Origin of the sequence: Variovorax beijingensis, from assembly GCF_003951285.1 — a bacterium.
GTDB lineage: Bacteria > Pseudomonadota > Gammaproteobacteria > Burkholderiales > Burkholderiaceae_C > Variovorax > Variovorax beijingensis.
The window spans coordinates 122,380-144,294 of the sequence record NZ_RXFQ01000005.1 but is presented as its reverse complement, the minus strand read 5'-3'; the positions used below and the strand labels follow the sequence as shown (position 1 = coordinate 144,294).

At 68.9% G+C, this 21,915-nt stretch carries 20 protein-coding genes and 1 riboswitch; of the genes, 13 read left to right on the top strand and 7 right to left on the bottom strand.

Features of this window, described 5'->3' with window-relative positions:
- Positions 1-16: 16 nt before the first annotated feature.
- The 3 genes from EJO66_RS10085 to gabT all read right to left on the bottom strand — a co-directional run bounded on the left by EJO66_RS10085 (position 17) and on the right by gabT (position 3,517).
- Positions 17-1,045, bottom strand: coding sequence for an ABC transporter substrate-binding protein (locus EJO66_RS10085; protein ID WP_125965207.1), 1,029 nt, complete (start codon positions 1,043-1,045; stop codon positions 17-19).
- Positions 1,046-1,106: 61 nt separating this feature from the next.
- Positions 1,107-2,201, bottom strand: coding sequence for an ABC transporter ATP-binding protein (locus EJO66_RS10080; protein WP_125965206.1), 1,095 nt, complete (start codon positions 2,199-2,201; stop codon positions 1,107-1,109).
- A gap of 23 nt (positions 2,202-2,224) precedes the next feature.
- On the bottom strand, positions 2,225-3,517 hold the full coding sequence (gene gabT / locus EJO66_RS10075) for a 4-aminobutyrate--2-oxoglutarate transaminase (RefSeq protein ID WP_125965205.1): 1,293 nt from the start codon (positions 3,515-3,517) through the stop codon (positions 2,225-2,227).
- Positions 3,518-3,679: 162 nt separating this feature from the next.
- Between gabT and EJO66_RS10070 the strand changes: the two genes are divergently transcribed.
- The 4 genes from EJO66_RS10070 (at position 3,680) to EJO66_RS10055 (ending at position 8,434) form a co-directional block, all read left to right on the top strand.
- Positions 3,680-5,089, top strand: coding sequence for an aminotransferase-like domain-containing protein (locus EJO66_RS10070; protein WP_125965204.1), 1,410 nt, complete (start codon positions 3,680-3,682; stop codon positions 5,087-5,089).
- 161 nt (positions 5,090-5,250) lie between these two features.
- Positions 5,251-6,300, top strand: a complete 1,050-nt coding sequence (locus tag EJO66_RS10065; RefSeq protein WP_125965203.1) for an ornithine cyclodeaminase — start codon at positions 5,251-5,253, stop codon at positions 6,298-6,300.
- Between the two features lie 8 nt (positions 6,301-6,308).
- On the top strand, positions 6,309-7,358 hold the full coding sequence (locus tag EJO66_RS10060; RefSeq protein WP_206168843.1) for a histone deacetylase family protein: 1,050 nt from the start codon (positions 6,309-6,311) through the stop codon (positions 7,356-7,358).
- Between the two features lie 101 nt (positions 7,359-7,459).
- The gene (locus EJO66_RS10055; RefSeq protein ID WP_124958746.1) at positions 7,460-8,434 is read left to right on the top strand and encodes a tripartite tricarboxylate transporter substrate binding protein; all 975 of its coding nucleotides are present in this window, start codon (positions 7,460-7,462) and stop codon (positions 8,432-8,434) included.
- A 30-nt stretch (positions 8,435-8,464) separates the two neighbouring features.
- Here the strand turns inward: EJO66_RS10055 and EJO66_RS10050 are convergent, their stop codons facing one another.
- Entirely contained in the window at positions 8,465-9,292 is an 828-nt protein-coding gene (locus EJO66_RS10050; protein WP_124958745.1) for an HAD-IIB family hydrolase, read from the bottom strand.
- Between the two features lie 97 nt (positions 9,293-9,389).
- On the opposite strand from EJO66_RS10050, the gene EJO66_RS10045 reads away from it, so the two are divergent.
- The 5 genes from EJO66_RS10045 (at position 9,390) to EJO66_RS10025 (ending at position 14,468) form a co-directional block, all read left to right on the top strand.
- On the top strand, positions 9,390-10,385 hold the full coding sequence (locus tag EJO66_RS10045) for an ABC transporter ATP-binding protein (protein ID WP_124958744.1): 996 nt from the start codon (positions 9,390-9,392) through the stop codon (positions 10,383-10,385).
- Positions 10,382-11,224, top strand: a complete 843-nt coding sequence (locus EJO66_RS10040) for an ABC transporter permease (RefSeq protein ID WP_125965201.1) — start codon at positions 10,382-10,384, stop codon at positions 11,222-11,224. The genes EJO66_RS10045 and EJO66_RS10040 overlap by 4 nt, the downstream gene beginning before the upstream one ends.
- Positions 11,225-11,414: 190 nt before the next feature.
- Positions 11,415-12,548 carry a hypothetical protein gene (locus tag EJO66_RS10035; RefSeq protein ID WP_124958742.1) on the top strand — a complete coding sequence of 378 codons (1,134 nt, stop codon included), beginning with the start codon at positions 11,415-11,417 and terminating at the stop codon, positions 12,546-12,548.
- Complete coding sequence (locus EJO66_RS10030; RefSeq protein WP_124958741.1) at positions 12,545-13,585, top strand: DNA methyltransferase; 1,041 nt, start codon at positions 12,545-12,547, stop codon at positions 13,583-13,585. The genes EJO66_RS10035 and EJO66_RS10030 overlap by 4 nt, the downstream gene beginning before the upstream one ends.
- 79 nt (positions 13,586-13,664) lie before the next feature.
- A complete protein-coding gene (locus tag EJO66_RS10025) occupies positions 13,665-14,468 on the top strand; it encodes an ABC transporter permease (RefSeq protein WP_125965200.1) in 804 nt (267 codons plus the stop codon).
- Positions 14,469-14,475: 7 nt separating this feature from the next.
- Here EJO66_RS10025 and EJO66_RS10020 read toward each other — a convergent pair whose 3' ends face one another.
- Together EJO66_RS10020 and phaP are read right to left on the bottom strand one after the other, a co-directional pair.
- Positions 14,476-16,104 (bottom strand): peptide chain release factor 3, encoded by a 1,629-nt coding sequence (locus tag EJO66_RS10020; protein ID WP_125965199.1) that lies wholly within the window; start codon positions 16,102-16,104, stop codon positions 14,476-14,478.
- A 77-nt stretch (positions 16,105-16,181) separates the two neighbouring features.
- Positions 16,182-16,673, bottom strand: a complete 492-nt coding sequence (phaP, locus tag EJO66_RS10015; RefSeq protein ID WP_124958738.1) for a TIGR01841 family phasin — start codon at positions 16,671-16,673, stop codon at positions 16,182-16,184.
- 283 nt (positions 16,674-16,956) lie between these two features.
- Positions 16,957-17,025: riboswitch (S-adenosyl-L-homocysteine riboswitch) on the top strand.
- A 66-nt stretch (positions 17,026-17,091) separates the two neighbouring features.
- On the opposite strand from phaP, the gene ahcY reads away from it, so the two are divergent.
- The 4 genes from ahcY to EJO66_RS09995 all read left to right on the top strand — a co-directional run bounded on the left by ahcY (position 17,092) and on the right by EJO66_RS09995 (position 20,857).
- Positions 17,092-18,531, top strand: coding sequence for an adenosylhomocysteinase (gene ahcY, locus EJO66_RS10010; protein WP_124958737.1), 1,440 nt, complete (start codon positions 17,092-17,094; stop codon positions 18,529-18,531).
- On the top strand, positions 18,531-19,322 hold the full coding sequence (locus EJO66_RS10005) for a TlyA family RNA methyltransferase (RefSeq protein ID WP_124958736.1): 792 nt from the start codon (positions 18,531-18,533) through the stop codon (positions 19,320-19,322). The genes ahcY and EJO66_RS10005 overlap by 1 nt, the downstream gene beginning before the upstream one ends.
- Before the next feature lie 9 nt (positions 19,323-19,331).
- Positions 19,332-20,156 carry a methylenetetrahydrofolate reductase [NAD(P)H] gene (metF, locus tag EJO66_RS10000; RefSeq protein WP_124958735.1) on the top strand — a complete coding sequence of 275 codons (825 nt, stop codon included), beginning with the start codon at positions 19,332-19,334 and terminating at the stop codon, positions 20,154-20,156.
- 89 nt (positions 20,157-20,245) lie between these two features.
- Entirely contained in the window at positions 20,246-20,857 is a 612-nt protein-coding gene (locus EJO66_RS09995) for a septal ring lytic transglycosylase RlpA family protein (RefSeq protein ID WP_124958961.1), read from the top strand.
- Positions 20,858-20,887: 30 nt separating this feature from the next.
- On the opposite strand, the gene EJO66_RS09990 is transcribed toward EJO66_RS09995, so the two are convergent.
- Complete coding sequence (locus tag EJO66_RS09990; RefSeq protein WP_125965198.1) at positions 20,888-21,838, bottom strand: 23S rRNA (adenine(2030)-N(6))-methyltransferase RlmJ; 951 nt, start codon at positions 21,836-21,838, stop codon at positions 20,888-20,890.
- Between the last annotated feature and the right edge of the window lie 77 nt (positions 21,839-21,915).

The window sequence follows — 21,915 nt, the reverse complement described above, 5'->3', positions numbered from 1 at the left end:
CTCTTGCCTTGCCCGCTTACTGCGTGGCCCAGGATGCGAAGCGCTTCTCGAGCGCCTCGCCCTGGTCGGCCCAGAAGCCGACGTTGAACTGCAGCGCATCCTTGGCGTTGGTGGCCGAGGTCGGCAGGTCGGCCAGCACCTTGGGGCTCAGCGAAGCCAGTGCCTTGGTGTTGGTGGGGCCGTAGGCGATGTTCTGGGCATAGACCGCCTGGTTGGCCGGCTGCATCGCGAACTGGATGTACTTGAGCGCGGCCTCCTTGTTCGGCGCGCCCTTCGGGATCACCAGGTAGTCGAGGTCGTAGATGCCGCCGGGCCAGTAGATCTTGAGGTCGCGGCCTTCGCGGTTGGCCGCGTCGATGCGGCCGTTGTACACGGTGGTCAGCACCACGTCGCCGGCCACCAGGAACTGCGGCGGCTGTGCGCCGGCCTCCCACCACTGGATGTTGGGCTTGAGTTCGGTGAGCTTCTTGAACGCGCGCTCGGCGCCGTCCTTGGTGGCCAGTACCTTGTAGACATCGGCCGGCTTCACGCCGTCGGCCATGAGCGCGAACTCGAGGTTGTAGCGCGCGCCCTTGCGCATGCCGCGCTTGCCCGGGATCTTCTTCACGTCCCAGAAGTCGGCCCAGCTGGTGGGCGCGGTCTTGAGCTTCTCGCCGTTGTAGGCCATCACGGTCGACCACACGAACAGGCCGACGCCGCAGTCGGTGACCGCGGCCGGCAGGAAGTCGGCCTTGCTGCCGATCTTGGAATAGTCGAGCTTCTCGAACAGGCCCTCGTCGCAGCCGCGCGCGGCGTCGGGCGACTCGACCTCGACCACGTCCCAGGTGACCTTCTTGGTCTCGACCATGGCCTTGATCTTGGCCTGCTCGCCGTTGTATTCGACCGGGATGATCTTGGTGCCGGTCTTCTCGTAGGGCTCGTAATAGGCCTTCTTCTGGGCGTTGGCGTTGGCACCGCCGAAGTTGACCACGGTGAGCTGCTGCTGGGCCAAGGCCGGCAGCGCGAAGCCGGCGGCGGCGATGCAGGCGAGAAGGGTCTTTTTCATGGTGGGAATCTTCCTGGGTGATGAACGAAAAGAAGGGAAACGAAGGGACAGCGGACCGGCTTCAGTGGGCATAGATGCGCGCATGCGCCATCGGGAATTCGAGCACCACCGCTTCGCCGGCCTGCGGTGCGGCGGCACCGCCCGCGCCATCGAGCGGCAGCTTCACGGTGGCGTCGGCCTGGCCGTCGCCCACGCTGCACAGCAGCCGCAGGTGGTCGCCGAAGTAGATGACGCGCGACACCTGCGCGGCGAGCATGTTGGCGCCCTGTGCGGCCGGACCGCGGTGCAGCACCACGCGCTCGGGGCGGATGCAGGCCTCGACCGCCGCGCCCGCAGCCGCACCGCCGACGTTGAGCCCGTGCAGCACGCGGCCGTCGGGCAGCGTCATCTCGGTGTGTTCGCCGCCGCGGCCCAACTGGCCCTTGAGTACCGTGTTGTCGCCGACGAAGCCGGCCACGAAGCGGTTGGACGGCGTTTCGTACAGCCCGTCGACCGTGTCCAGCTGCTGGATCACGCCTTCGTTGAACACCGCGACGCGGTCGCTCATGGTGAGCGCCTCGCCCTGGTCGTGCGTCACGTAGACGAAGGTCACGCCCAGCTGGCGGTGCAGGTCCTTGAGCTCGAGCTGCATGTGCTCGCGCAGCTGCTTGTCGAGCGCGCCGAGCGGCTCGTCCATCAGCACCAGCTGGGGCTCGAACACCAGCGCGCGCGCCAGCGCCACGCGCTGCTGCTGGCCGCCCGAAAGCTGGCCGGGCAGGCGGTCGGTCATGCCGCGCAGCTGCACCATGTCGAGCGCGCGCTGCACGCGGCGCTGCTGCTCGGCCTTGGGCACCTTGCGCACGGTGAGCGGATAGGCCACGTTCTGGCCCACGCTCAGGTGCGGAAACAGCGCGTAGTTCTGGAACACCATGCCGAAGTTCCGCTTGTGCGGCGGCGTGCCGGTGATCGGCTTGCCGTCGAGCAGGATCTCGCCCGAGGTCGGCGATTCGAAGCCCGCCAGCATCATCAGCGTGGTGGTCTTGCCCGAGCCCGAAGGCCCGAGCAGGCTCAGGAACTCGCCGCGGTGGATGTCCAGGTCGAGCTTGCGCACCACCAGGTGCTCGCCGTCGTAGGTTTTCTGGACGCGCTGGAAGCGCACCAAGGGTTCTGCTGTCATGGAGGATTTCAGGAAAGGATCGATCAGCGCAGCGCGGCGAAGCTGGCCGCGAGAAGCGCCAGGCCTTCGTCCACAAGCAAGTCGGATGCCGTGAGCGGCACCAGCACGCGAATTACATTGCCATAGGTGCCGCATGACAGCAGGATTAACCCGCGCCGCGCCGCCTCCGCGACCACCCGGCGGGTCAGCGCAGCATCGGGCCGCGCGGTGTCGCCCTCTTCGAACAGCTCGATGGCCACCATGGCGCCGAGCCCGCGCACGTCGCCGATGGCCGGCACCTCGGCCGCGATGCGGCGCAGGCCGGCCGTGAGCCGCTCGCCCAGCGCCCGGCTGCGCGCCAGCAATTGCTCGTCGTCGAACACCTTGAGCACCGCGAGCGCCGCGGCGCAGCCGATGGGGCTGCCGGCATAGGTGCCGCCCAGGCCGCCCGGCGCGGGCGCATCCATCACCTCGGCGCGGCCCACCACGCCGGAGATCGGAAAGCCGCCCGCCATCGACTTGGCTGTGGTGATCAGGTCCGGTGCCACCGGCCACTGCTCGCTGGCAAACCAGGTGCCGGTACGCCCCGCACCGGTTTGCACCTCGTCGGCAATGATCAGGATGCCGTGCCGGTCCGCGAGCGCGCGCAGGCCCTCGACGAAGTCGTTGGGCGCTACATAGAAGCCGCCCTCGCCCTGCACCGGCTCCAGGATGAAGGCCGCCACGCGCTCGGGCTCGATGTCGTTCTTGAACAGCAGCTCGACCGAATGCAGTGCATCGTCCACGCTCACGCCGTGCAGCGCGTTCGGGTACAGCGCATGGAACACCTCGCCCGGAAACGGGCCGAAGCCGAGCTTGTAGGGCGCCACCTTGCCGGTCAGGCCGAGCGTCATCATGGTGCGGCCGTGGTAGCCGCCGTTGAAGGCAATGACGCCGGGCCGACGGGTGTGGGCGCGGGCGATCTTGACCGCGTTCTCGACCGCCTCGGCGCCGGTGCTCAGGAAGATCGACTTCTTCGCGAACTGGCCCGGCGCCAGTGCGTTCAGGCGCTCGGCCAGCTCCACGTAGGGCTCGTAGGCCAGCACCTGGAAGCAGGTGTGCGAATAAAGATCGACCTGCGCCTTCACGGCGGCGCTGATTTCCGGATGGCAGTGGCCGGTGTTCAGCACCGCGATGCCGCCGGCGAAGTCGATGTAGCGGCGGCCCTCGACGTCCCACACTTCCGCGTTGGCGGCGCGGCTGACGAAGATCTCATGGGCCTGGCCAACGCCGCGGGCCACGGCCGCATTGCGGCGGGCCATGAGGGCGGCATTGCTGAGGTGGGGTTCGCGTTGCATGGGTACGGCCTGTGCTTTGAAGAAGGAATGCCGGCACTCTAGGTCGCACGAATCGATCCGGCCATGTACACCGGAAGTGATCGCCCGGAAGACTGTACTGGTCTTGTATCCTGTACATACTTTCCTCAATATGGTGCAGGCCGGTCTGCCGGAGACGCCCCGATGCTCATTCTTCGCCCCGAACAGCCAACGCCGCTGGTCAGCCAGATCGTGGAAGGGTTGCGCGGACTGATCGGCGCCCAGAAGCTCAAGGCCGACAGCAAGCTGCCGTCGATCCGCGCCTTCGCCGCCGCCCATGGCGTCAGTGTCTTCACGGTGGTCGAGGCCTACGACCGGCTGGTGGCGCAGGGCCTCTTGGTCTCGCGCGCCAACGCCGGCTTCTTCGTCAAGCGGCGCATCGAGGACAGCGCCGCCGGCGCGGCCAGCGTGCCCCGCCCGGATCCCCGTTTCGATGCCCGCTGGTACCTGCAACAGATCTTCGAGAACCGCAACCTGCCGCTCAAGCCCGGCTGCGGCTGGCTGCCGCACGACTGGCTGTTCGAGGACGGCATGCGCCGCAGCCTCCGCCACCTGGCCTCCGAAGGCGCCGATATCGGCGGCTACGGCCTGCCCTTCGGCCACATGGCGCTGCGCATGGCGACGGCCGAGGCGCTCTCGGAGCAGCAGATCGTGGTCGACGCCGCCCAGGTGCTGCTGACCCAGGGTTCCAGCCAGGCGCTGGACCTGGTGGCGCGCCGCCTGCTCAAGCCGGGCGATTCGGTGCTGGTGGACGACCCGGGCTATCCCAACCTGATGTTCATGCTCCGCTTCCTGGGCGTGGAGATTGTCGGCGTGCCGCGCATCCCCACGGGCTACGACATGCCGGCGCTCGAGGCGCTGCTCGCGGCGCATCGGCCCAAGGCCTTCTTCACCCAGCCCCGGCTGCAGAGCCCGACCTGCTCGATGGCATCGCTGCCGCAGCTGGTGCAACTGCTCCAGCTGGCCCAGGCACACGACTTCACGCTGGTCGAGAACGACATCTATGCCGAGATGGACGCATCGATGCGCCCCTCGCTCGCCAGCCTGGGACAGCTGCGCCGCGTGGTCTACGTGGGCAGCTACTCGAAGACCATTTCGCCCAACATCCGCGTCGGCTACGTGGTCGCCCAGCCGGAGCTGCTCGAAGAGCTGGCGCAGCTCAAGATGATCTCGGGCCTGACCTCGTCCGACATCACCGAGCGGCTGGCCTTCGGCATCGTGACCGACGGCCGCTGGCGCAAGCATCTCAAGTCGCTGCGCGAGCGCCTCGCGCAGGCGCAGGGCAGCGTCGCGCGGCGGCTGGACGGGCTGGGCTTCGAGCTGTTCCACGAAGCCGCGGCCGGCATGTACCTGTGGGCCCGGCACCCGGACATTGCCGACAGCGCCGAGCTCTCGCGCCGCGCCGCGGCCGAGGGCATCATGCTCGGGCCGGGCCAGCTGTTCCTGGTCAACCCGCATCCCACCGGCTGGCTGCGCTTCAACGTGGCCTTCAGCGAAGACGAGCGGCTCTGGCGCTTCCTGGAGCGCAGCATCGAAGAGCACAGGCACGACTGAAGCTGTGCTTCCAGCAGGGGCGCGGCGGGGGCTCGCCATGGCCTGCAAGCAGGCGCACAATGGCTCCAACCCCTGGCGCAGGCGCATCCTGGATCAGCCATGGTGGAGTGAACACTTGAAGGAATGAAGCGCCGCGTCCGGGCTACGCAAGGAGCCGCGCCATGACCCGCTTCATCGATGTTCACAGCCTGGTTCGCCTGGTGGACGAAACCGGCGTTCCGGAATTCCTCAAGGCCCTGGCCGACGCGCTGCGCGACGACTTCCTGCGCTGGCGCGAGTTCGACAAGAAGGCGCGCGTGGCCAGCCACTCGCACCTGGGCGTGATCGAGCTGATGCCGGTGGCCGACGACGGCGCCTATGCCTTCAAGTACGTCAACGGCCATCCGCACAACACGGCGCTCGGGCTGCCCACGGTCATGGCCTTCGGCGTGCTGGCCGAGGTCGACACGGGCTACCCCGTGCTGCTGTCCGAGCTCACGCTCACCACCGCGCTGCGTACCGCCGCCACCTCGGCCATGGCGGCGCAGGCGCTGGCGCGGCCCGGTTCGCGCAGCATGGCGCTCATCGGCAACGGCTCGCAGAGCGAGTTCCAGGCGCTGGCCTTCCATGCGCTGCTGGGCATCGAGGAAGTGCGCGTCTTCGACATCGATCCGCGCGCCACCGACAAGCTGGTGCGCCACCTGTCGGCCTGCACGCCGCTCGAGGTGGTGCGCGCGGCGTCGGTCGCCGATGCGGTGCGCAGCGCCGACATCGTGACCACGGTCACGGCCCACCAGGGCCACGCGGTCGTGCTCGCGCCCGGGATGATCGAGCCGGGCATGCACATCAATGCGGTGGGCGGCGATTCCCCCGGCAAGACCGAGCTGCATCCCGATGTGCTGCGCCTCGCGCGCGTGTTCGTCGAGTACGAAGCCCAGACCCGCATCGAGGGCGAGATCCAGCAGCTGCCGGCCGACTTCCCGGTGCACGAGCTCTGGAAGGTGCTGCTCGGCAGCGTGCCCGGGCGCGAGAGCGCCGGGCAGGTCACGGTGTTCGACTCGGTCGGCTTTGCGCTCGAAGACTACACGGCGCTGCGCTACATCCACCAGCTGTCGCTCGAGCGCGGCATCGGCCAGCAGATCGCGCTGGTGCCGGAACTTGACGATCCGAAGGACCTGTTCGGGCTGACGGCGTCGGGCCGGCGCCGGGCGGTGCTGCGGCGTGCGGCATGATGGGCGGCATGCTCACCATCTACAACGACCAGCACGCACTGCACCAGGGCAAAGTCGAGATGTTCCGCGGCGAACTGGTGCCGTGCTTCGAGGTGCCCGCCCGTGTCGACCATGTGAAACATGAACTGGAGCGCCGCGGCCTCGGCCCGCTGCAAGTGCCCGATGCCTTCGACGAGGCGCTGCTGGCCAAGGTGCATGCGCCGCGCTACCTGGACTTCATCGCCCATGCCTGGGACGAGTGGGTGGCGCTCGATCCGTCCAACGCATCGCGCGATGCCCTGCCTTCGTACTGGCCCACGCGCGGCATGCGTACCGATGTGCTGCCGAAGAGCTTTCCCGCGCGCATGGGGCTGTTCTCTTTCGACGCGGGCACGCCGCTCATGGCCGGCAGCTGGGCCGCCGCGCGCCACGGCGCGGCCTGCGCCTGGACCGCGGCGCAGCGCGTCGCCGGCGGCGAGCGCGCCGCCTTCGCGCTCACGCGGCCGCCCGGCCACCATGCGGGCGCCGATTTCTTCGGTGGCTATTGCTTCGTCAACAACGCCGCCGTGGCCGCGCAGGCGCTGCGCGATGCGGGCGTGGAGCGGGTGGCGGTGCTCGACGTGGACTACCACCATGGCAACGGCACGCAGGCCATCTTCTACGAGCGCGGCGACGTGCATTTCGCGAGCCTGCATGGCGATCCGCTCACGGACTATCCCTACTACCTGGGCCATGCCGACGAGCGCGGCGCGGGCGCCGGGCTCGGCTTCAACCACAACCTGCCGCTCGCGCGCGGCACCGACTTCGCCACCTGGCGCGCGGCGCTGAAGGCCGCGCTCGACGGCATCGGCGCGGTGCGCGCAGGCGCGCTGGTGGTGTCGCTCGGCGTCGACACCTTCGAAGGCGACCCGGTCGCGGGCTTTCGGCTCCGGAGCGACGACTACCTGCGCATGGGCGAAGATCTGGCGCGCGCCGGCCTGCCCACGGTGTTCGTTTTCGAGGGCGGCTACGCGGTGGCCGAGGTGGGTGTCAATGCCGTCAACGTGCTGCAGGGGTTCGAGCAGCAGGCCGCGGGCTGAGCCGCAGGCGACACCAGTCGGGTGAGCACCGATTGCCGCCGCGCAAAGGGCAGGGCCCAATGCGCCCTTTTCCTTTTTTCCCGTTTCAGGAACCTGCCACCATGTCCCGCCGATCCCTTTTCCGTGCCGCCACGCTCGCCGCAGCCTGCGGGCTTCTTCTTTCACCGCTGGCGGCGCTCGCGCAGGCCTTTCCCGCCAAGCCGATCAAGCTGGTCATCGCGTTCCCGGCGGGCGGTCCTACCGACATCACGATGCGCCAGCTGGCCGACAACGCGAGCAAGATCCTCGGCCAGCCCGTCATCGTCGACAACAAGCCCGGCGCCGGCGGCACCCTGCCCGCGCAGGCGCTGCAGACCGCGCAGCCCGACGGCTACACCGTCGCGCAGATCCCGCTCGGCGTGTTCCGCCTCGGCTACACCACCAAGATCAACTGGGATCCGCTCAAGGACATCAGCTACGTGCTCAACGTCACGGGCTATGCCTTCGGCATCGTGGTGCCGGCCGACAGCCCGTTCAAGACCTGGGCCGACTTCGTCGCCTACGCCAAGGCCAACCCCGGCAAGCTCACCTACGGCTCCACCGGCAACCTGACGAGCCCGCATCTCACGACCGAGATCATTGCGCAGAAGGCTGGCATCCAGTTGCAGCACGTGCCCTACAAGGGCAGCGCCGACCTGATGCTCGCGGTGGTCAGCGGCCAGCTGATGGCGGCCGCCGACAGCACCGGCTTTGCGCCGCAGGTGGAGGCCGGCAAGCTGCGCGTGCTCAACACCTGGGGCGAGAAGCGCCTCGCCAAGTTCCCCGATGCGCCGACGCTGAAGGAACTGGGCTACGACATCGTGCAGAACTCGCCCTTCGGCATCGGCGCCCCCAAGGGCACGCCGCCCGAGGTGGTGAAGAAGCTGCACGACGCCTTCAAGCAGGCGATGGAAGAGCCGAGCTATGTGGCGTCGCTCGGCCGCTACGACATGCTGCCGAACTACATGAGCTCGGCAACGTACACCAAGTTTGCGCAGGACACGGTGGTGCGCGAGAAGGCGGTGATCGAGAAGCTGGGGCTGGCGAAGGAGAAGTGAGCTGGCGGCAGGGATGGCGCGACGGGCCGGTCAGCGGACCGAGAGCACGGCGCGCGCCGCCTCGGCAAAGCCCGCGCCGCGCTGGCCCCCGGTCACGTAGCGCGGCAGGTGCTCCAGCTGCGGCACGAAGCGCGCGACGTTCGCCACGCCGATGCTGCTCGCGAAGGTGCGGAACATCAGCTGGTCGTTGGTGGAGTCGCCCACATAGGCCCAGCGGTCGAGTTCGTCGTCGAGCGTGCGGCCCCAGAGCTCGTGCACGATCCAGCGTGCGCCCTCGAGCTTGTCGTTGTCGCCGTACCAGCCGTTGATGTGGATGCTGCTCACGGTGGCGTGCATGCCTTCGCTGCGCATCAGCGCGACGACCTGCGCGATGGTCTCTTCGCCCAGCTGCACGAACTCGCTGTGGTCGATGGCGATGTCGGTCTCGCGGCCCGGCGAATCGGTGGCGCGCTGCGCGCCCGGGATCTCGCGCTCGATGCGCGCCAGCACGGCCTGCATGCGCTCGAAGTTGGCGGTGCGCGTGGGCGCATCCTGCATGTAGCGTTTCTCGATCTGGCCCTCGGCTGCAGGCAGCAGCGCCACCGCGCCGTTCTCCGCCACGATGGCATCGACCGGCCAGGTGTTGACGAAGGGCAGGCTCCAGCCGACGGGCCGGCCCGTGATCGCCACGATGGAAAGGCCCGCGGCCTTGAGATCGCCGAGGGCCTGCAGCGCATCGGGCGTGATCGCGCCCTCGGTGGTGAGCGTGTCGTCGATGTCCGTGAACACGCCGGCGAGCGCGCGGCGCGTGGGCGCGGCCCAGCGCTCCAGCGGCAGCAGATGGGTGGGCGAGGGCGGAAGGGAAGTCGGCGAAGGCATGGCGGGCGGGCAATCTCTGCAGAGCCAGTGATCGTACCGGCGGTTTCGTGTAGCATCCCGCCCCCGCCGCGCGTTCCACGCCGGCGCGGCGCTTTCCATGCCCCACATCCTCGTCGACCACCTCCTCAAGAGCTACCGCATCTCCGAGCACGGCCCGGGCGTGATGGGCGCGCTGCGCGGCCTCGTGCAGCGGCGCCACCGCACAGTGCAGGCGCTGTCGGGCGTGTCGTTCTCGCTCGAGCGCGGCGAGCTGCTGGGCTTCATCGGGCCGAACGGCGCGGGCAAGTCGACCACCATCAAGATCCTCTCGGGCATCCTGCGGGCCGACGGCGGGCGCGTGGAGATCGACGGACGCGACCCCTTTGCCGACCGCGAGCGCCACGTGGCGCGCATCGGCGTGGTCTTCGGCCAGCGCACGCAGCTGTGGTGGGACCTGCCGGTGGGCGACGGCTTCGATCTGCTGCGCGACATCTACCGTGTCGAGCCGGCGCGCTATCGGCGCACGCGCGACGAACTGGTCGCGCTGCTGCACCTGGAGCGCGTGCTCGGCCAGCCGGTGCGCCAGCTCTCGCTGGGCCAGCGCATGCGCGCCGAGATCGCGGCGGCGCTGCTGCACGAGCCGGACATTCTGTTTCTCGACGAGCCGACCATCGGCCTCGATGCGCCCTCGAAGCTCGCGGTGCGCGACTTCGTGCGCCGCGCCAACCGCGAGCGCGGCACCACCGTGCTGCTGACCACGCACGACATGCACGACATCGAGGCGCTGGCCCAGCGCGTGATCGTCATCGGCCATGGCCGCGTGCTGGCCGACAGCCCGGTCGAGGCGCTGCGCGCGCAGGTGATGGCCGAGCGCCGGCTGGTGGTCGACTTCGCGCAGGACGCGGCGCTGCCCGAACAGGTGCCCGGCGCCACGGTGCACGCGCGGGACGGCCAGACGCTGGTGCTCGATTTCGATCCCGCGGTCACCTCGGCGCCCGCGCTGATCGCGCGCATCGCGGCCGGACACGCGGTGGAAGACATCCGCCTCGAAGGCCTGGCCATCGAGGCGGTGATCGCGCGCTTCTATGCCATGCACGGAGCGGCCGAAGCGTGAGCCCGCGCGAGCTGCTGCGCCCCTATGCCGCGGCCTTCGTGTCGCGCTTCATGCAGATGCTGCAGTACCGCACCGCGGCGCTCGCCGGTTTTGCAACCCAGTGCTGGTGGGGCGGCATCAAGGTGATGGTGTTCGCCGCGTTCTACGGCGGCAGCGCCGTCGCGGGTGCGGCTTCGCCGATGTCGCTCGCCCAGGCCATCAGCTACACCTGGCTCGCGCAGGGCCTGCTGGTGCTGCTGCCCTGGCTCGGCGACCCGGAGGTGGCGCAGGCCGTGCGCACCGGCGCGGTCGCCTACGACCGTTTGCGGCCGGTGGATGCGTACGCGCTGTGGTTCGCGCGCAGCGCCGGCTGGATCGCGGCGCGGCTGCTGCCGCGCGTGGCGCTGATGGCGGCCTTCGCGGCGGCCGTGCTGCCGCTGGCGGGGCTTGGCGAATGGGCCTGGCAACCGCCCGCGAGCGCAGTGGCCGGCATGGCGTTCCTGCTGTCGGTCGGGCTTGCGCTGCTGCTGTCGACCGCGATGGTGATGCTGCTCAACGTGGCGGCCACGGCGGCGCTCAACGAGCGCGGCATCAGCGCGGTGGTCACCCCCGTGGTCATCGTGTTCTCGGGCAACCTGCTGCCGCTGGCGCTGCTGCCCGACGCCTGGCAGACCGCCCTGCTGGTGCAGCCGCTGGCGGGGCTGTTCGACATTCCGGCGCGGCTGTATTTCGGGCAACTGGGCGGCTGGCATGCGCTGGGCGCGCTGGGGCTGCAGTGCTTCTGGATCGCCCTGCTGGTCGCGTTCGGGCGGATGGCGATGGGGCGCACGATGCGCAGTCTGCAGGTGCAGGGTGGCTAGGGTGACGGGCCTGGACCGCGTCAACGCTTCTCGTGCGGAAATGCGCATGGCGCGGCTCCAGCCGCGGTGGGCCAACGCCACCGCGGAGGCAACGCCGGCGTATGGTCGTGGTTGCGACCACTCCGCCCCTGCCATGCGCCCCGTCATTCCCCTTGAAGCCGATACGCCGGTACCCCTCGCTACGCGGGCCGTGACTTGCGCGATCGACCAGATCGCCGTGGCCGATCTGCCGCGCAGCGCGAGTTCCCCGCTCTTCGAACGCCTTCGCCGCTCCGTGCGCGGGGTGACCCTTCGCACGCCGTCTTCGAACGAGGCCGCGCGCTGGCACACGCACGCGATCGGCGGCGTCGCGCGGCGCTTTGCGCAGCCCCTCACGTTCACGCCGTACGCCTCCGTGAAGCCTTGTTCGGCACGTTGCGGCTTCTGCTCGGAAAACCTGCGCAGGACCGACGGCGGAACCTCGGCGTCCCGGCTGCGTCCGGCACCCGACTACTTCGACGGCCTGTCCCGCGCGCTGCGCGCCTTGCGCGGCGTGCCGCTGTCGTGGTCGCTCTCGGGTCTGGAAACGAGCGACGACGCCGACTGGATGCTCCGGCTGCTGCACACGCTGGCCGCGGGCGAAAGCGAGGGCCCGGTGGTCGAAGACCGTGTGCTTTACACCAACGGCGCAGGCTTTGCCGGCCCGCAGGGCGAGGTACTGCGGCGCGCGCTGCAACGTTTCGAAATGAGCTGGCTGGAGCTGTCCCGCCACCACCACGACGGCGCGGTCAACCAGGCCATCATGCGATTCCGGCCCGAGGTGGCCATCGGTGACCCCGTCGTGTTCGAACGCACCGCGCGCCAGCTCGCCGATGCGGTGGCGCTGCGGCTCGTGTGCATCCTCCAGCGCGGGGGCATCGCGCAGCCGACCGACGTGGCCGCGTACCTCGCGTGGGCACGGCGATGCGGCGCCGGGACCGTCGTCTTCCGGGAGTTCTCGCGGCTCGACGACGGCTATCGCGACAACGCCACCGCGCGCTATCTGCGCACGCAGCGGGTCTCGATGGACGCGCTGGTGACAGCCTGCCTCGACGACCCCGAAATCTCGCGCGGGTGGACCCTCGAAAGCCTCACCGAGGGCTACTACTTCTGGAACCTGCGCCTGCGCACCGACAGCGGCCTGAGGGTCGTCTTCGAAAGTGCCGACTACGGCGCCATGCACGCGCGCCACGCGACCGGCGACGTCTACAAGCTCGTCTACTTTGCCGACGGACAGCTCTGCGCCGGCTGGGAGCCGGGGCACGACGTGCTGCTCGACACGCGCACCGCACAGGCCTGCCCATGACCAGTCACAGCTGGCTGATGCTCGACCATGAATCGCCGCGTTACCGGCTGCCGGACGACCTGCGCGCGCGGGACCCGATGGGCGGGCGCGATTGCGGATGGGTCGAGCAGATGCTGCCCTTCGTGCGCAGGTTTTCGCAACCGGGCGACACGGTCTTCGACCCGTTCGCCGGCTTCGGCACGACGCTGCTCGCGGCGCGCCTCGAGGGCCGACGGGCTTCGGGCTGCGAAGTCGATGCCGGCCGCATCGACCTCATCCGCGAGCGGCTGGCACGCCACGGCCTCGCCCACGGCACGACGCTCCTGCACGCCTCGTGCGATGCGCTCGAAGACGCCGCGCTCCCGCCCTTCGACCTGTGCCTGACGAACGTGCCCTACTTCGGTTGCCGCTGGACCGGTGCGCAAGCGACCTCCCAGCTCTACGACAGCCCGAGCTATGCGCAGTACCTAGACGGCCTGCGCAACGTCTTCCACCGCGTCCGCGCCGGATTGTGCGAGGGCGGCGCCTGCATCGCGATGGTGGAGAACCTCCGGATCGGCGATCGCGTGCTGCCGCTGGCCTTCGATCTCGCGCGCATCCTGGAGGCGCTCTTCACGATGGAGGGGGAGCGCGTGCTGGTCTATCCGCACGACGCGGAAGACAACGACGCCGATACCCGCACCGACCGGCGCCACGAACACGCGCTGGTCTTTCGCAAGCAGCGCGAGCGCATCGACCTGCCGGCCACGGCGGCGCTGCTCGATGCCATGCGCGCAGCAGGACACGACTTCACGCTGTTCGGAAGCTTCGCGCGCTGGCAGCAGGACCCACAAGGCATGCCGCCCGCAGACGCCGACATCCACGTCGACGCCGACCCGCAGCGCCTGGACACCCTGCTGCGATGGCTGCAAGGGCGGGGCTTCTCGGTGACGAGCTGGGGCGATCCGGTCACCGTGCCCCTTCACCTCGACAGCTACCGCGGCCGCTTCTACTTCCGAGCCGATCGCATCGATGCCCGCGGCGCATTGGTCCGGCTCGACATCTGCTACGAGCAATGAGTGGCATGACGCAATCCGCACAGCGGTGGACCGACCAGCACAAGGACCGCGCCCTGAACAGCGGCGAGGGGCATTGAAGATGGGCGCCCTCCCTCTCTTCTTCCGCCTCATGGCCGCCTCCATCAGCGGCCAGGCCAGGTACCCCGCGTCCGCCTTGCTGCTGACCTTGGGCCAATTCCTGGGCACAGGCATCGAGGTCGTCGCCGTCTGGGCGCTGTTCCATCGCTTCGGCGAAGTGCAGGGCTGGGGCATTGGCGAAGTGGCGCTGTTCTACGGCCTGGTCAACTGCATGTTCGCCATCGCCGACGCGCTGGGGCGCGGCTTCGATGTGCTGGGCACCGAGTTCCTGCGCACCGGCACCTTCGACCGGCTGCTGCTGCGCCCGCGCCCGCTGGCACTGCAGCTCATGGGACACGACGTGCGAATCAGCCGCCTGGGCCGGCTGCTGCAGGGCCTGGGCGTGCTGGCGTTCGCGACCGTCCAGGCCCACATCGCATGGGCCCCGGGCGCCGTGGCCATCTTCCTGTTCGCGCTGGCCGGCGGCATCGCACTGTTCCTCGGCATCCTGGTGCTGCAGGGCACGCTGTCATTCTGGACTGTCGAAAGCCTGGAGATCGCCAACGTGCTCACCTACGGCGGCGTGCAGGCGGCGCAGTACCCGCTGGCGCTCTACGCGCAGTGGTTCCGCCGCGTGCTGACCTTCATCGTGCCGCTGGCCTGCGTGGCGTACTACCCGGCGCTCGCGATCCTCGGCAAGCCGGATCCGCTGGGCGCGCCGGACTGGGTGGGCATGGTGTCGCCGCTCGCGGGCTTCGTTTTCCTCGCGGCGGCTTTCGGCGCATGGCGCATCGGGCTGCGCCACTACGCCTCGACGGGCAGCTGAGCCCGCGTCAGCCCGCGTTCTGCAGCGCCAGCCCCGCGTGCTCCCGCAGCGGATGGAAGTGGATCTTCGGAAAGCGCTCCTGCGCCAGCCGCACGTCGTAGGGTGAAGTGCACAGGAAGGCCAGCGTATCGGCCGCGTCCTTTGCCATGCGCTGCGGGTACGCGTTGACGAACTCGCGCAGCTCGGCCGGCGAATCGGCCGTGATCCAGCGAGCGCCCGTGTACTGGCAGCCTTCGAGCCGCACGTCGGCGTCGTACTCGGCCTTCAGGCGGTGCTGCACCACCTCGAACTGCAGCTGCCCGACGGCACCCAGCAGCATCGGCCCGCCGATCTCGGGGCGGAACACTTGAATGGCACCTTCCTCGCCGAGCTGGGCCAGGCCCTGCTGCAGCTGCTTGGTGCGCAGCGGGTTCTTCAGGATCACCGTCATGAACAGCTCGGGCGCAAAGAAGGGCAGGCCGGTGAACTGCAGGCTCGCGCCGTCGGTGATGGTGTCGCCCAGCTGCACGCCGCCATGCGTGGTGAAGCCCACGATATCGCCCGCGTAGGCCTCCTCGACCGCCTCGCGGCGCTGGCTCATGAAGGTGACGACGCTGGTGGGGCGCAGCTCCTTCGCGGTGCGCTGCACCTTGAGCTTCATGCCCGGCGTGTACTTGCCCGAGGCCATGCGCACGAAGGCGATGCGGTCGCGGTGGTTGGCGTCCATGTTGGCCTGCACCTTGAACACCACGCCCGCGAAGTCCTTGTCCTCGGGCTGGATTTCCTTCACCACCGGCTGGCGGTTGACCACCGTGGTGCTGGTGCGCGACCGCGGCGAGGGCGCGAGGTCGACCAGCGCGTCGAGCACTTCCATCACGCCGAAGTTGTTCACGCCCGAGCCGAAGAACACCGGCGTCTGCTTGCCGGCCAGGAAAGCCTCGCGGTCCCAGGTGGGCGAGGCGCCGGTGGCCAGTTCCATGCTGTCCATGGCGGATTCGAAGTCGGCGCCGAAGCGCTTGGCGAGCGTGTCGCGCTCCGTGAGGGCGATGGTCTCGAAATCCTGCGGCAGCCGCTCGCTGCCCGACTCGAAAACCGTCATCGCCTGCGTGCGCAGGTTCATGATCCCGCGAAAGCTCTTGCCCTGGCCCACGGGCCAGGTCATCGGCACGCAGGGCATGCCGAGCTCGCGCTCCACCTCGTCGAGGATGTCGAGCGGCTCGCGCACCTCGCGGTCCATCTTGTTGACGAAGGTGATGATGGGCGTGTCGCGCTGGCGGCAGACCTCGATCAGCCGGCGCGTCTGCGCCTCCACGCCGTTGGCCGCGTCGATCACCATCAGGGCCGAGTCGACCGCCGTGAGCACGCGGTAGGTGTCTTCCGAGAAGTCCTTGTGGCCGGGCGTGTCGAGCAGGTTGATGACGTGGTCGCGGTACAGCATCTGCATGACCGACGAGGCCACCGAGATGCCGCGCTGTTTCTCGATTTCCATCCAGTCGGAGGTGGCGTGGCGCGAGGCCTTGCGCGCCTTCACCGAACCGGCGATCTGGATCGCGCCGGAGAAAAGCAGCAGCTTCTCGGTCAGCGTGGTCTTGCCGGCGTCGGGGTGGGAAATGATCGCGAAGGTGCGACGGCGGCGGGTTTCGGAGAGAAAAGACAAGATGGGGCAATCTGCAGGGGGATGGCCCGATTTTAGAAGGCGGCCCCGAGCCGCCTGCCCGACTCGCCGAAAACGCCTTACTTGCGCTGCAGCAGCTTCGTCACTTCATCCACATTGGCCTGGATCCGCTGGCGCACCAGCTCGAACGCATCGGCCTGCGACTTGGCGGCAAGATTGGCCAGCTCCTTGATGTCGTCGATGGCGCGCTGGAACGACTGGCGGCCGAGTTCGTCGAGCTTGGCGAGGTTGGCCTTGGCATCCTTGCCGGGCATTTCCTTGGCGGCCGTCTGCCACTCGGCGATGGCGCTCTTGATCATTTCCGTCTGCCGCTGCACCACGGTCTGCAGGCCCTGGTAGGACTTCTGGTTCGCCTGCATCAGCGCCTGGAGGTCCTTTTGCCCGCTCTCGAGCAGCTTGCTCGCGCCGCCGGTCAGGTTGAGATCCTGCAGGCGGTCGGTCATGGCCTTGAGATTCTTCAGGGGGTCGAGCATGTCGGCGGCGTCGGGAGCCGCCCTGGTGCTGCTGCTGGCGGTGGTCTTCTTCGCGGCGGCTTTCTTGGCAGTGGCCATGGTGCGGTATCTCCTGTGTCGGGTGAGGAACGGGTGAGCGGCAAGGACCGGCCGGACGGCCGACTGTCCCTCGCCACGATACGCCGCGGCAGCCCGCCCGCGGCGCCGCTGCGGCAGGAATTGCCTGCGGGATTTCCCTTGGGCTGCATCGGCGGCGCGAAGCCGCTGCGCCCGGCGGTGACGCGCAGCGCCGTGGGCTGTACGCCCCGGGTGCGAAATGCGCTTTCCGGCATGTGGGATGCCCCGGCGGTTGGCTCGCCTTGGCGCCCCGTCTACAATCCGCGGTTCCGAGGAGCGTTGCAGCGCCGCCAGGCGTGAGGCTCGGACCACATCGCAACCACGCTCACCCGCTGTTCTCGCGGTGAGTCTTTTCCCCGAACGCAGTGGCACCTTTCAAACTAGCTTTGTTGGAGTTCTCATGAGCGCTGTTCTCAAGCCCACCCCCGTTTCCACCGCCGACCAGGCAATTGCCGACCTCTCGCTGGCCGCCTGGGGCCGCAAGGAAATCCGCATCGCGGAAACCGAAATGCCCGGCCTGATGGCCATCCGCGAGGAGTTCTCGAAGGCGCAGCCGCTCAAGGGCGCGCGCATCACGGGCTCGCTGCACATGACGATCCAGACGGCCGTGCTGATCGAGACGCTGCAGGCGCTCGGCGCCACCGTGCGCTGGGCCTCGTGCAACATCTTCTCGACGCAGGACCATGCCGCCGCCGCGATTGCCGCCGCCGGCACGCCGGTGTTCGCGATCAAGGGCGAGTCGCTGAAGGACTACTGGGACTACACGCACGCCATCTTCGACTTCGGCCCCAAGGGCTCGCAGGGCGAAGGCCCGAACATGATCCTGGACGACGGCGGCGATGCCACGCTGCTGATGCACCTGGGCCAGCGCGCCGAGAAGGATCTGGGCGTGCTCGCCAAGCCCACCAGCGAGGAAGAACGCATCCTCTACGCCGCCATCAAGGCCAAGCTGGCGGTCGATCCGACCTGGTACACCCGCAAGTCGGCCGAGATCATCGGCGTGACTGAAGAGACGACCACCGGCGTGCACCGCCTGAACGAGATGAGCGCCAAGGGCACGCTGCTGTTCCGCGCCATCAACGTGAACGACTCGGTCACCAAGAGCAAGTTCGACAACCTCTACGGCTGCCGCGAATCGCTGGTGGACGGCATCAAGCGCGCGACCGACGTGATGATCGCCGGCAAGGTGGCCTGCGTGGCCGGCTACGGCGACGTGGGCAAGGGCTCGGCCCAGGCGCTGCGCGCGCTGAGCGCCCAGGTGTGGGTCACCGAGATCGACCCCATCAACGCGCTGCAGGCCGCCATGGAAGGCTACAAGGTCGTCACCATGGAATACGCCGCCGACAAGGCCGACATCTTCGTGACCACCACCGGCAACCGCGACGTGATCCGCCACGAGCACATGGCCGCCATGAAGGACCAGGCCATCGTCTGCAACATCGGCCACTTCGACAACGAGATCGACGTCGCGTCGATCGAGAAGTACGAGTGGGAAGAGATCAAGCCGCAGGTCGACCACATCACCTTCCCCGACGGCAAGAAGATCATCCTGCTGGCCAAGGGCCGCCTCGTGAACCTGGGCTGCGGCACGGGCCATCCGAGCTTCGTGATGTCGTCGTCGTTCGCCAACCAGACCATCGCCCAGATCGAGCTCTTCACCAAGCCCGACGCCTACCAGGCCGGCAAGGTCTACGTGCTGCCCAAGCACCTCGACGAGAAGGTGGCGCGCCTGCACCTGAAGAAGGTCGGCGCGATGCTGACCGAACTGACGGACGAGCAGGCCGCCTACATCGGCGTGAGCAAGAACGGCCCCTACAAGCCGGACACGTACCGGTACTGATGCGCGCCGACCAATTGCTGGTGGAGCGCGGCCTGGCCGCGTCGCGTTCGCAGGCCGTGCGGCTGATTGCCGGCGGCATGCGCTGGCGCGATGCGGGCAGCGCGGACGCGTGGCGCTCGGTGGTGAAGAACCGCGACGAGGTGCCCGAGTCCGCCGAGGTCGAGCTCGACGACGCCGCCGAGGCGCGCTACGTCTCGCGCGGCGGGCTCAAGCTCGAAGGCGCGCTGGCGGCGAGCGGCGTCAGCGCCGACGGCAAGCTGTGCCTCGACGTGGGCCAGTCGACCGGCGGCTTCACCGACTGCCTGCTGCAAGGCGGCGCGGCGAAGGTGGTGGGTGTCGACGTCGGCCATGGACAGCTGCATCCGAAGCTGCGCGAGGACGAGCGCGTGGTCGCCATCGAAGGCGTCAATGCGCGTGCGCTGTCCCCGGACGACCTGCAGGAAGAAGAAGGCGAGGAGCCTTCGGACCTGCGCTTCGACCTGATCGTCGGCGACCTGTCGTTTATCTCGCTCACGCTGGTGCTGCCGGCTGTGGTGCCGTTCCTGGCCGGTGATGGCCAGCTGCTGATGCTCGTCAAGCCGCAGTTCGAGCTGCAGCCGGGACAGGTCGGCAAGGGCGGCATCGTGCGCGACGCGTCGATGTACGCGGTGGTCGAGAAGCGCCTGCGCGACGCCTGCGAGGCGCTCGGACTGCGCGTGCTGCGGTGGTTCGACAGCCCGATTGCGGGCGGCGACGGCAACCGCGAGTTTTTCATTCACGCCGTTCGCGCGGACACTGCGAACGGTTCCTAGGAGACGCAAGTGCGCCTTCCATTGAGTTTCGAGTTCTTTCCGACCAAGACGCCCGAAGGCGCGGTCAAGCTGCGCGCGGTGCGCCAGCAGCTGTATGCGCGCAAGCCGGAGTTCTGCTCGGTGACCTACGGCGCGGGCGGCTCCACGCACCAGGGCACTTTCGGCGCGGTGCAGGAGATCCTGTCCGAGGGCGTCGATGCCGCCAGCCACTTCTCGTGCATCGGCGCCACGCGCGCCACCGTGCGCGAGCAGCTGGCCGAACTCAAGGCGATGGGCGTGAAGCGCCTGGTCGCCCTGCGCGGCGACCTGCCGAGCGGCTACGGCATCGGTGGCGAGTTCCTGTATGCGAGCGACCTTGTGGCCTTCATCCGCGAGGAGACCGGGCGCGACTTCCACATCGAGGTGGCCTGCTACCCCGAGGTGCATCCGCAGGCACGTTCGCCCGAGGCCGACCTGCAGGCCTTCGCCGCCAAGGTGAAGGCCGGCGCCGATTCCGCGATCACGCAGTATTTCTTCAGCCCCGAGGCGTATTTCCGCTTTGTCGACGACACCCGCAAGCTCGGGCTCGACGTGCCGATCGTGCCGGGCATCATGCCGATCACCAGCTCGACGCAACTCATGCGCTTCTCGGATGCCTGCGGCGCCGAGATCCCGCGCTGGATCCGCCTGCGGCTGCAAGGTTTCGGCGACGACACGGCCTCCATCAAGGCGTTCGGCCTCGACGTGGTGACCGACCTCTGCGCGCGCCTGCAGGGTGGCGGTGCACCGGCGCTGCACTTCTACACGATGAACCAGTCGGTGGCCACGCTGGCTGTACTGGAGCGCCTCGGTTGAAGGGGTGGCGTCCTGGAGCGGGCCATCGCCTGCTCACTTCGCTTCGCATCGCGCTCGTCGCGGCAACCTGCGTGCTGGCCGGCTGCGCCATGCCGCCGGCCACCGAGGGCGCAGCAACGGCGGACGCGCAGAAGGACAAGGACGCCAATGCAAAGCTGCTGCCCCTGCCGCGCAAGCTGGCGGTGCCGCCGGGCGCCCCGGCCCGCTCGAGCGTGCCTTCGGTGCGCTATGACCTCGCGGTATCGGGTACCGGCGAGGCCGACGACGGCGTGCCCGGAGACGGCGGCCCGCGCGAGATCTTCGAGCGCGGCGGGGCTTCGTGGTACGGCATCCAGTTCCACCAGCGCAAGACCGCGAGCGGCGAGCGCTTCGACATGATGGCCATGACGGCGGCCCACAAGACCCTGCCGTTCAATACCCGCGTTTGCGTGCGCAGCCTCGTCAACGGCAGCGAGGTGCTCGTGCGCATCACCGACCGGGGGCCTTATGCGCAGGGCCGAATCATCGACCTGAGCCGTGCCGCGGCCGAGCGCATCGGCCTGATCGGTCTCGGCATCAAGCAGGTGGCGCTGACGATCATCGACCGCGAGGGCATGCGCTGCGGCGGCTCCGAGGTGGAGGAGGGCGAGGCGCAAGCTCCGGCGGCCTCTCCCGCACCTGCACGGCGCCAGGTGAAAGTGCCGCCGCGCCGCCGCCGATAAGTCTGGACGAAGACCCGCAGGGGGAGGCTGCTAGCCGCCCGCGTCGAGCGAGAAGGTGGCGTTCCGGTCTTGCCCCAGCCGCTCCGCCAACTGGGGCAGGGCGGCAGCCAGCAGCGGCTTCAGCGTGTAGGGCGGGTTGATCAGGAACATGCCGCTGGCCGGCAGGCCCGGACGCTGGGTTTCACCCGTCGGCGTGGTGGTCAGCTTGCTCGACTTGACCGTGAGCGTGGCGTGCAGCCAGGGCTTGCCGGCCTTGGTGGCCAGGGTCTTGAGCCGGCGCGGGAGGTCGTGCGCCTCGGGACGCGGAATGATCGGGTACCAGATGGCGTAGGTGCCGGTGGCGAAGCGCTTGAGTGCCTCGGCCGCGAAGTCGAGCACGCGGCCGTAGTCGCTCTTGATCTCGTAGCTCGGGTCCATCAGCACCAGCGCGCGGCGCGAGGGCGGCGGCAGGAACTTGGTGGCGCTGCCGAAGCCGTCTTCGCGCAGCACCGCGATCTGCCGGCCCGCCTCGAGCTGGGCGATGTTGGCGTCCAGCGTGCGGGCATCGGTCGGGTGCAGCTCGAACAGCTTGAGCTTGTCGTGGTCGCGCAGCAGGTGATGCACGATGAAAGGCGAGCCGGGATAGATGCGGGCGCCGCCCTTGGGGTTGAAATCGTGGATCACGCTCAGGTAGCGTGCAATCGCATCGGCCAGGGGCGCCTCGGCTTCGGGTGCTGCCTTTTTGGTGGCTGACTTGGCGGCAGGAGCTGGTGAGACGGGGGCCTTCTTGTCCGCCAGCAGGCGCAGCACGCCTTCGGCGGCCTCGCCGCTGGTGCCGGCGTAGTCGCCGTCCAGGCGGTACAGGCCGGCGCCGGCGTGGGTGTCGACCACGGTCAGCGCGGCTTCTTTTTCGAGCAGGTGGTCGAGCGTGGCAATCAGCACCGTGTGCTTGAGCACGTCGGCGTGGTTGCCGGCGTGGAAGGCGTGGCGGTAACTGAACATGGGGTCGATGGTAACGGCTTGGGCGGCCGCTGGGCCCAAATTTGCCCCGATTGGCCGATTCTTCGTATAATCGCGGG

Coding starts and splice junctions, on each gene's coding strand:
- EJO66_RS10085 (WP_125965207.1), bottom strand. CDS start 1,045: ATGAAAAAGACCCTTCTCGCCTGCATCGCCGCCGCCGGCTTCGCGCTG.
- EJO66_RS10080 (WP_125965206.1), bottom strand. CDS start 2,201: ATGACAGCAGAACCCTTGGTGCGCTTCCAGCGCGTCCAGAAAACCTAC.
- gabT (WP_125965205.1), bottom strand. CDS start 3,517: ATGCAACGCGAACCCCACCTCAGCAATGCCGCCCTCATGGCCCGCCGC.
- EJO66_RS10070 (WP_125965204.1), top strand. CDS start 3,680: ATGCTCATTCTTCGCCCCGAACAGCCAACGCCGCTGGTCAGCCAGATC.
- EJO66_RS10065 (WP_125965203.1), top strand. CDS start 5,251: ATGACCCGCTTCATCGATGTTCACAGCCTGGTTCGCCTGGTGGACGAA.
- EJO66_RS10060 (WP_206168843.1), top strand. CDS start 6,309: ATGCTCACCATCTACAACGACCAGCACGCACTGCACCAGGGCAAAGTC.
- EJO66_RS10055 (WP_124958746.1), top strand. CDS start 7,460: ATGTCCCGCCGATCCCTTTTCCGTGCCGCCACGCTCGCCGCAGCCTGC.
- EJO66_RS10050 (WP_124958745.1), bottom strand. CDS start 9,292: ATGCCTTCGCCGACTTCCCTTCCGCCCTCGCCCACCCATCTGCTGCCG.
- EJO66_RS10045 (WP_124958744.1), top strand. CDS start 9,390: ATGCCCCACATCCTCGTCGACCACCTCCTCAAGAGCTACCGCATCTCC.
- EJO66_RS10030 (WP_124958741.1), top strand. CDS start 12,545: ATGACCAGTCACAGCTGGCTGATGCTCGACCATGAATCGCCGCGTTAC.
- EJO66_RS10025 (WP_125965200.1), top strand. CDS start 13,665: ATGGGCGCCCTCCCTCTCTTCTTCCGCCTCATGGCCGCCTCCATCAGC.
- phaP (WP_124958738.1), bottom strand. CDS start 16,673: ATGGCCACTGCCAAGAAAGCCGCCGCGAAGAAGACCACCGCCAGCAGC.
- ahcY (WP_124958737.1), top strand. CDS start 17,092: ATGAGCGCTGTTCTCAAGCCCACCCCCGTTTCCACCGCCGACCAGGCA.
- EJO66_RS10005 (WP_124958736.1), top strand. CDS start 18,531: ATGCGCGCCGACCAATTGCTGGTGGAGCGCGGCCTGGCCGCGTCGCGT.
- EJO66_RS09995 (WP_124958961.1), top strand. CDS start 20,246: ATGCCGCCGGCCACCGAGGGCGCAGCAACGGCGGACGCGCAGAAGGAC.
- EJO66_RS09990 (WP_125965198.1), bottom strand. CDS start 21,838: ATGTTCAGTTACCGCCACGCCTTCCACGCCGGCAACCACGCCGACGTG.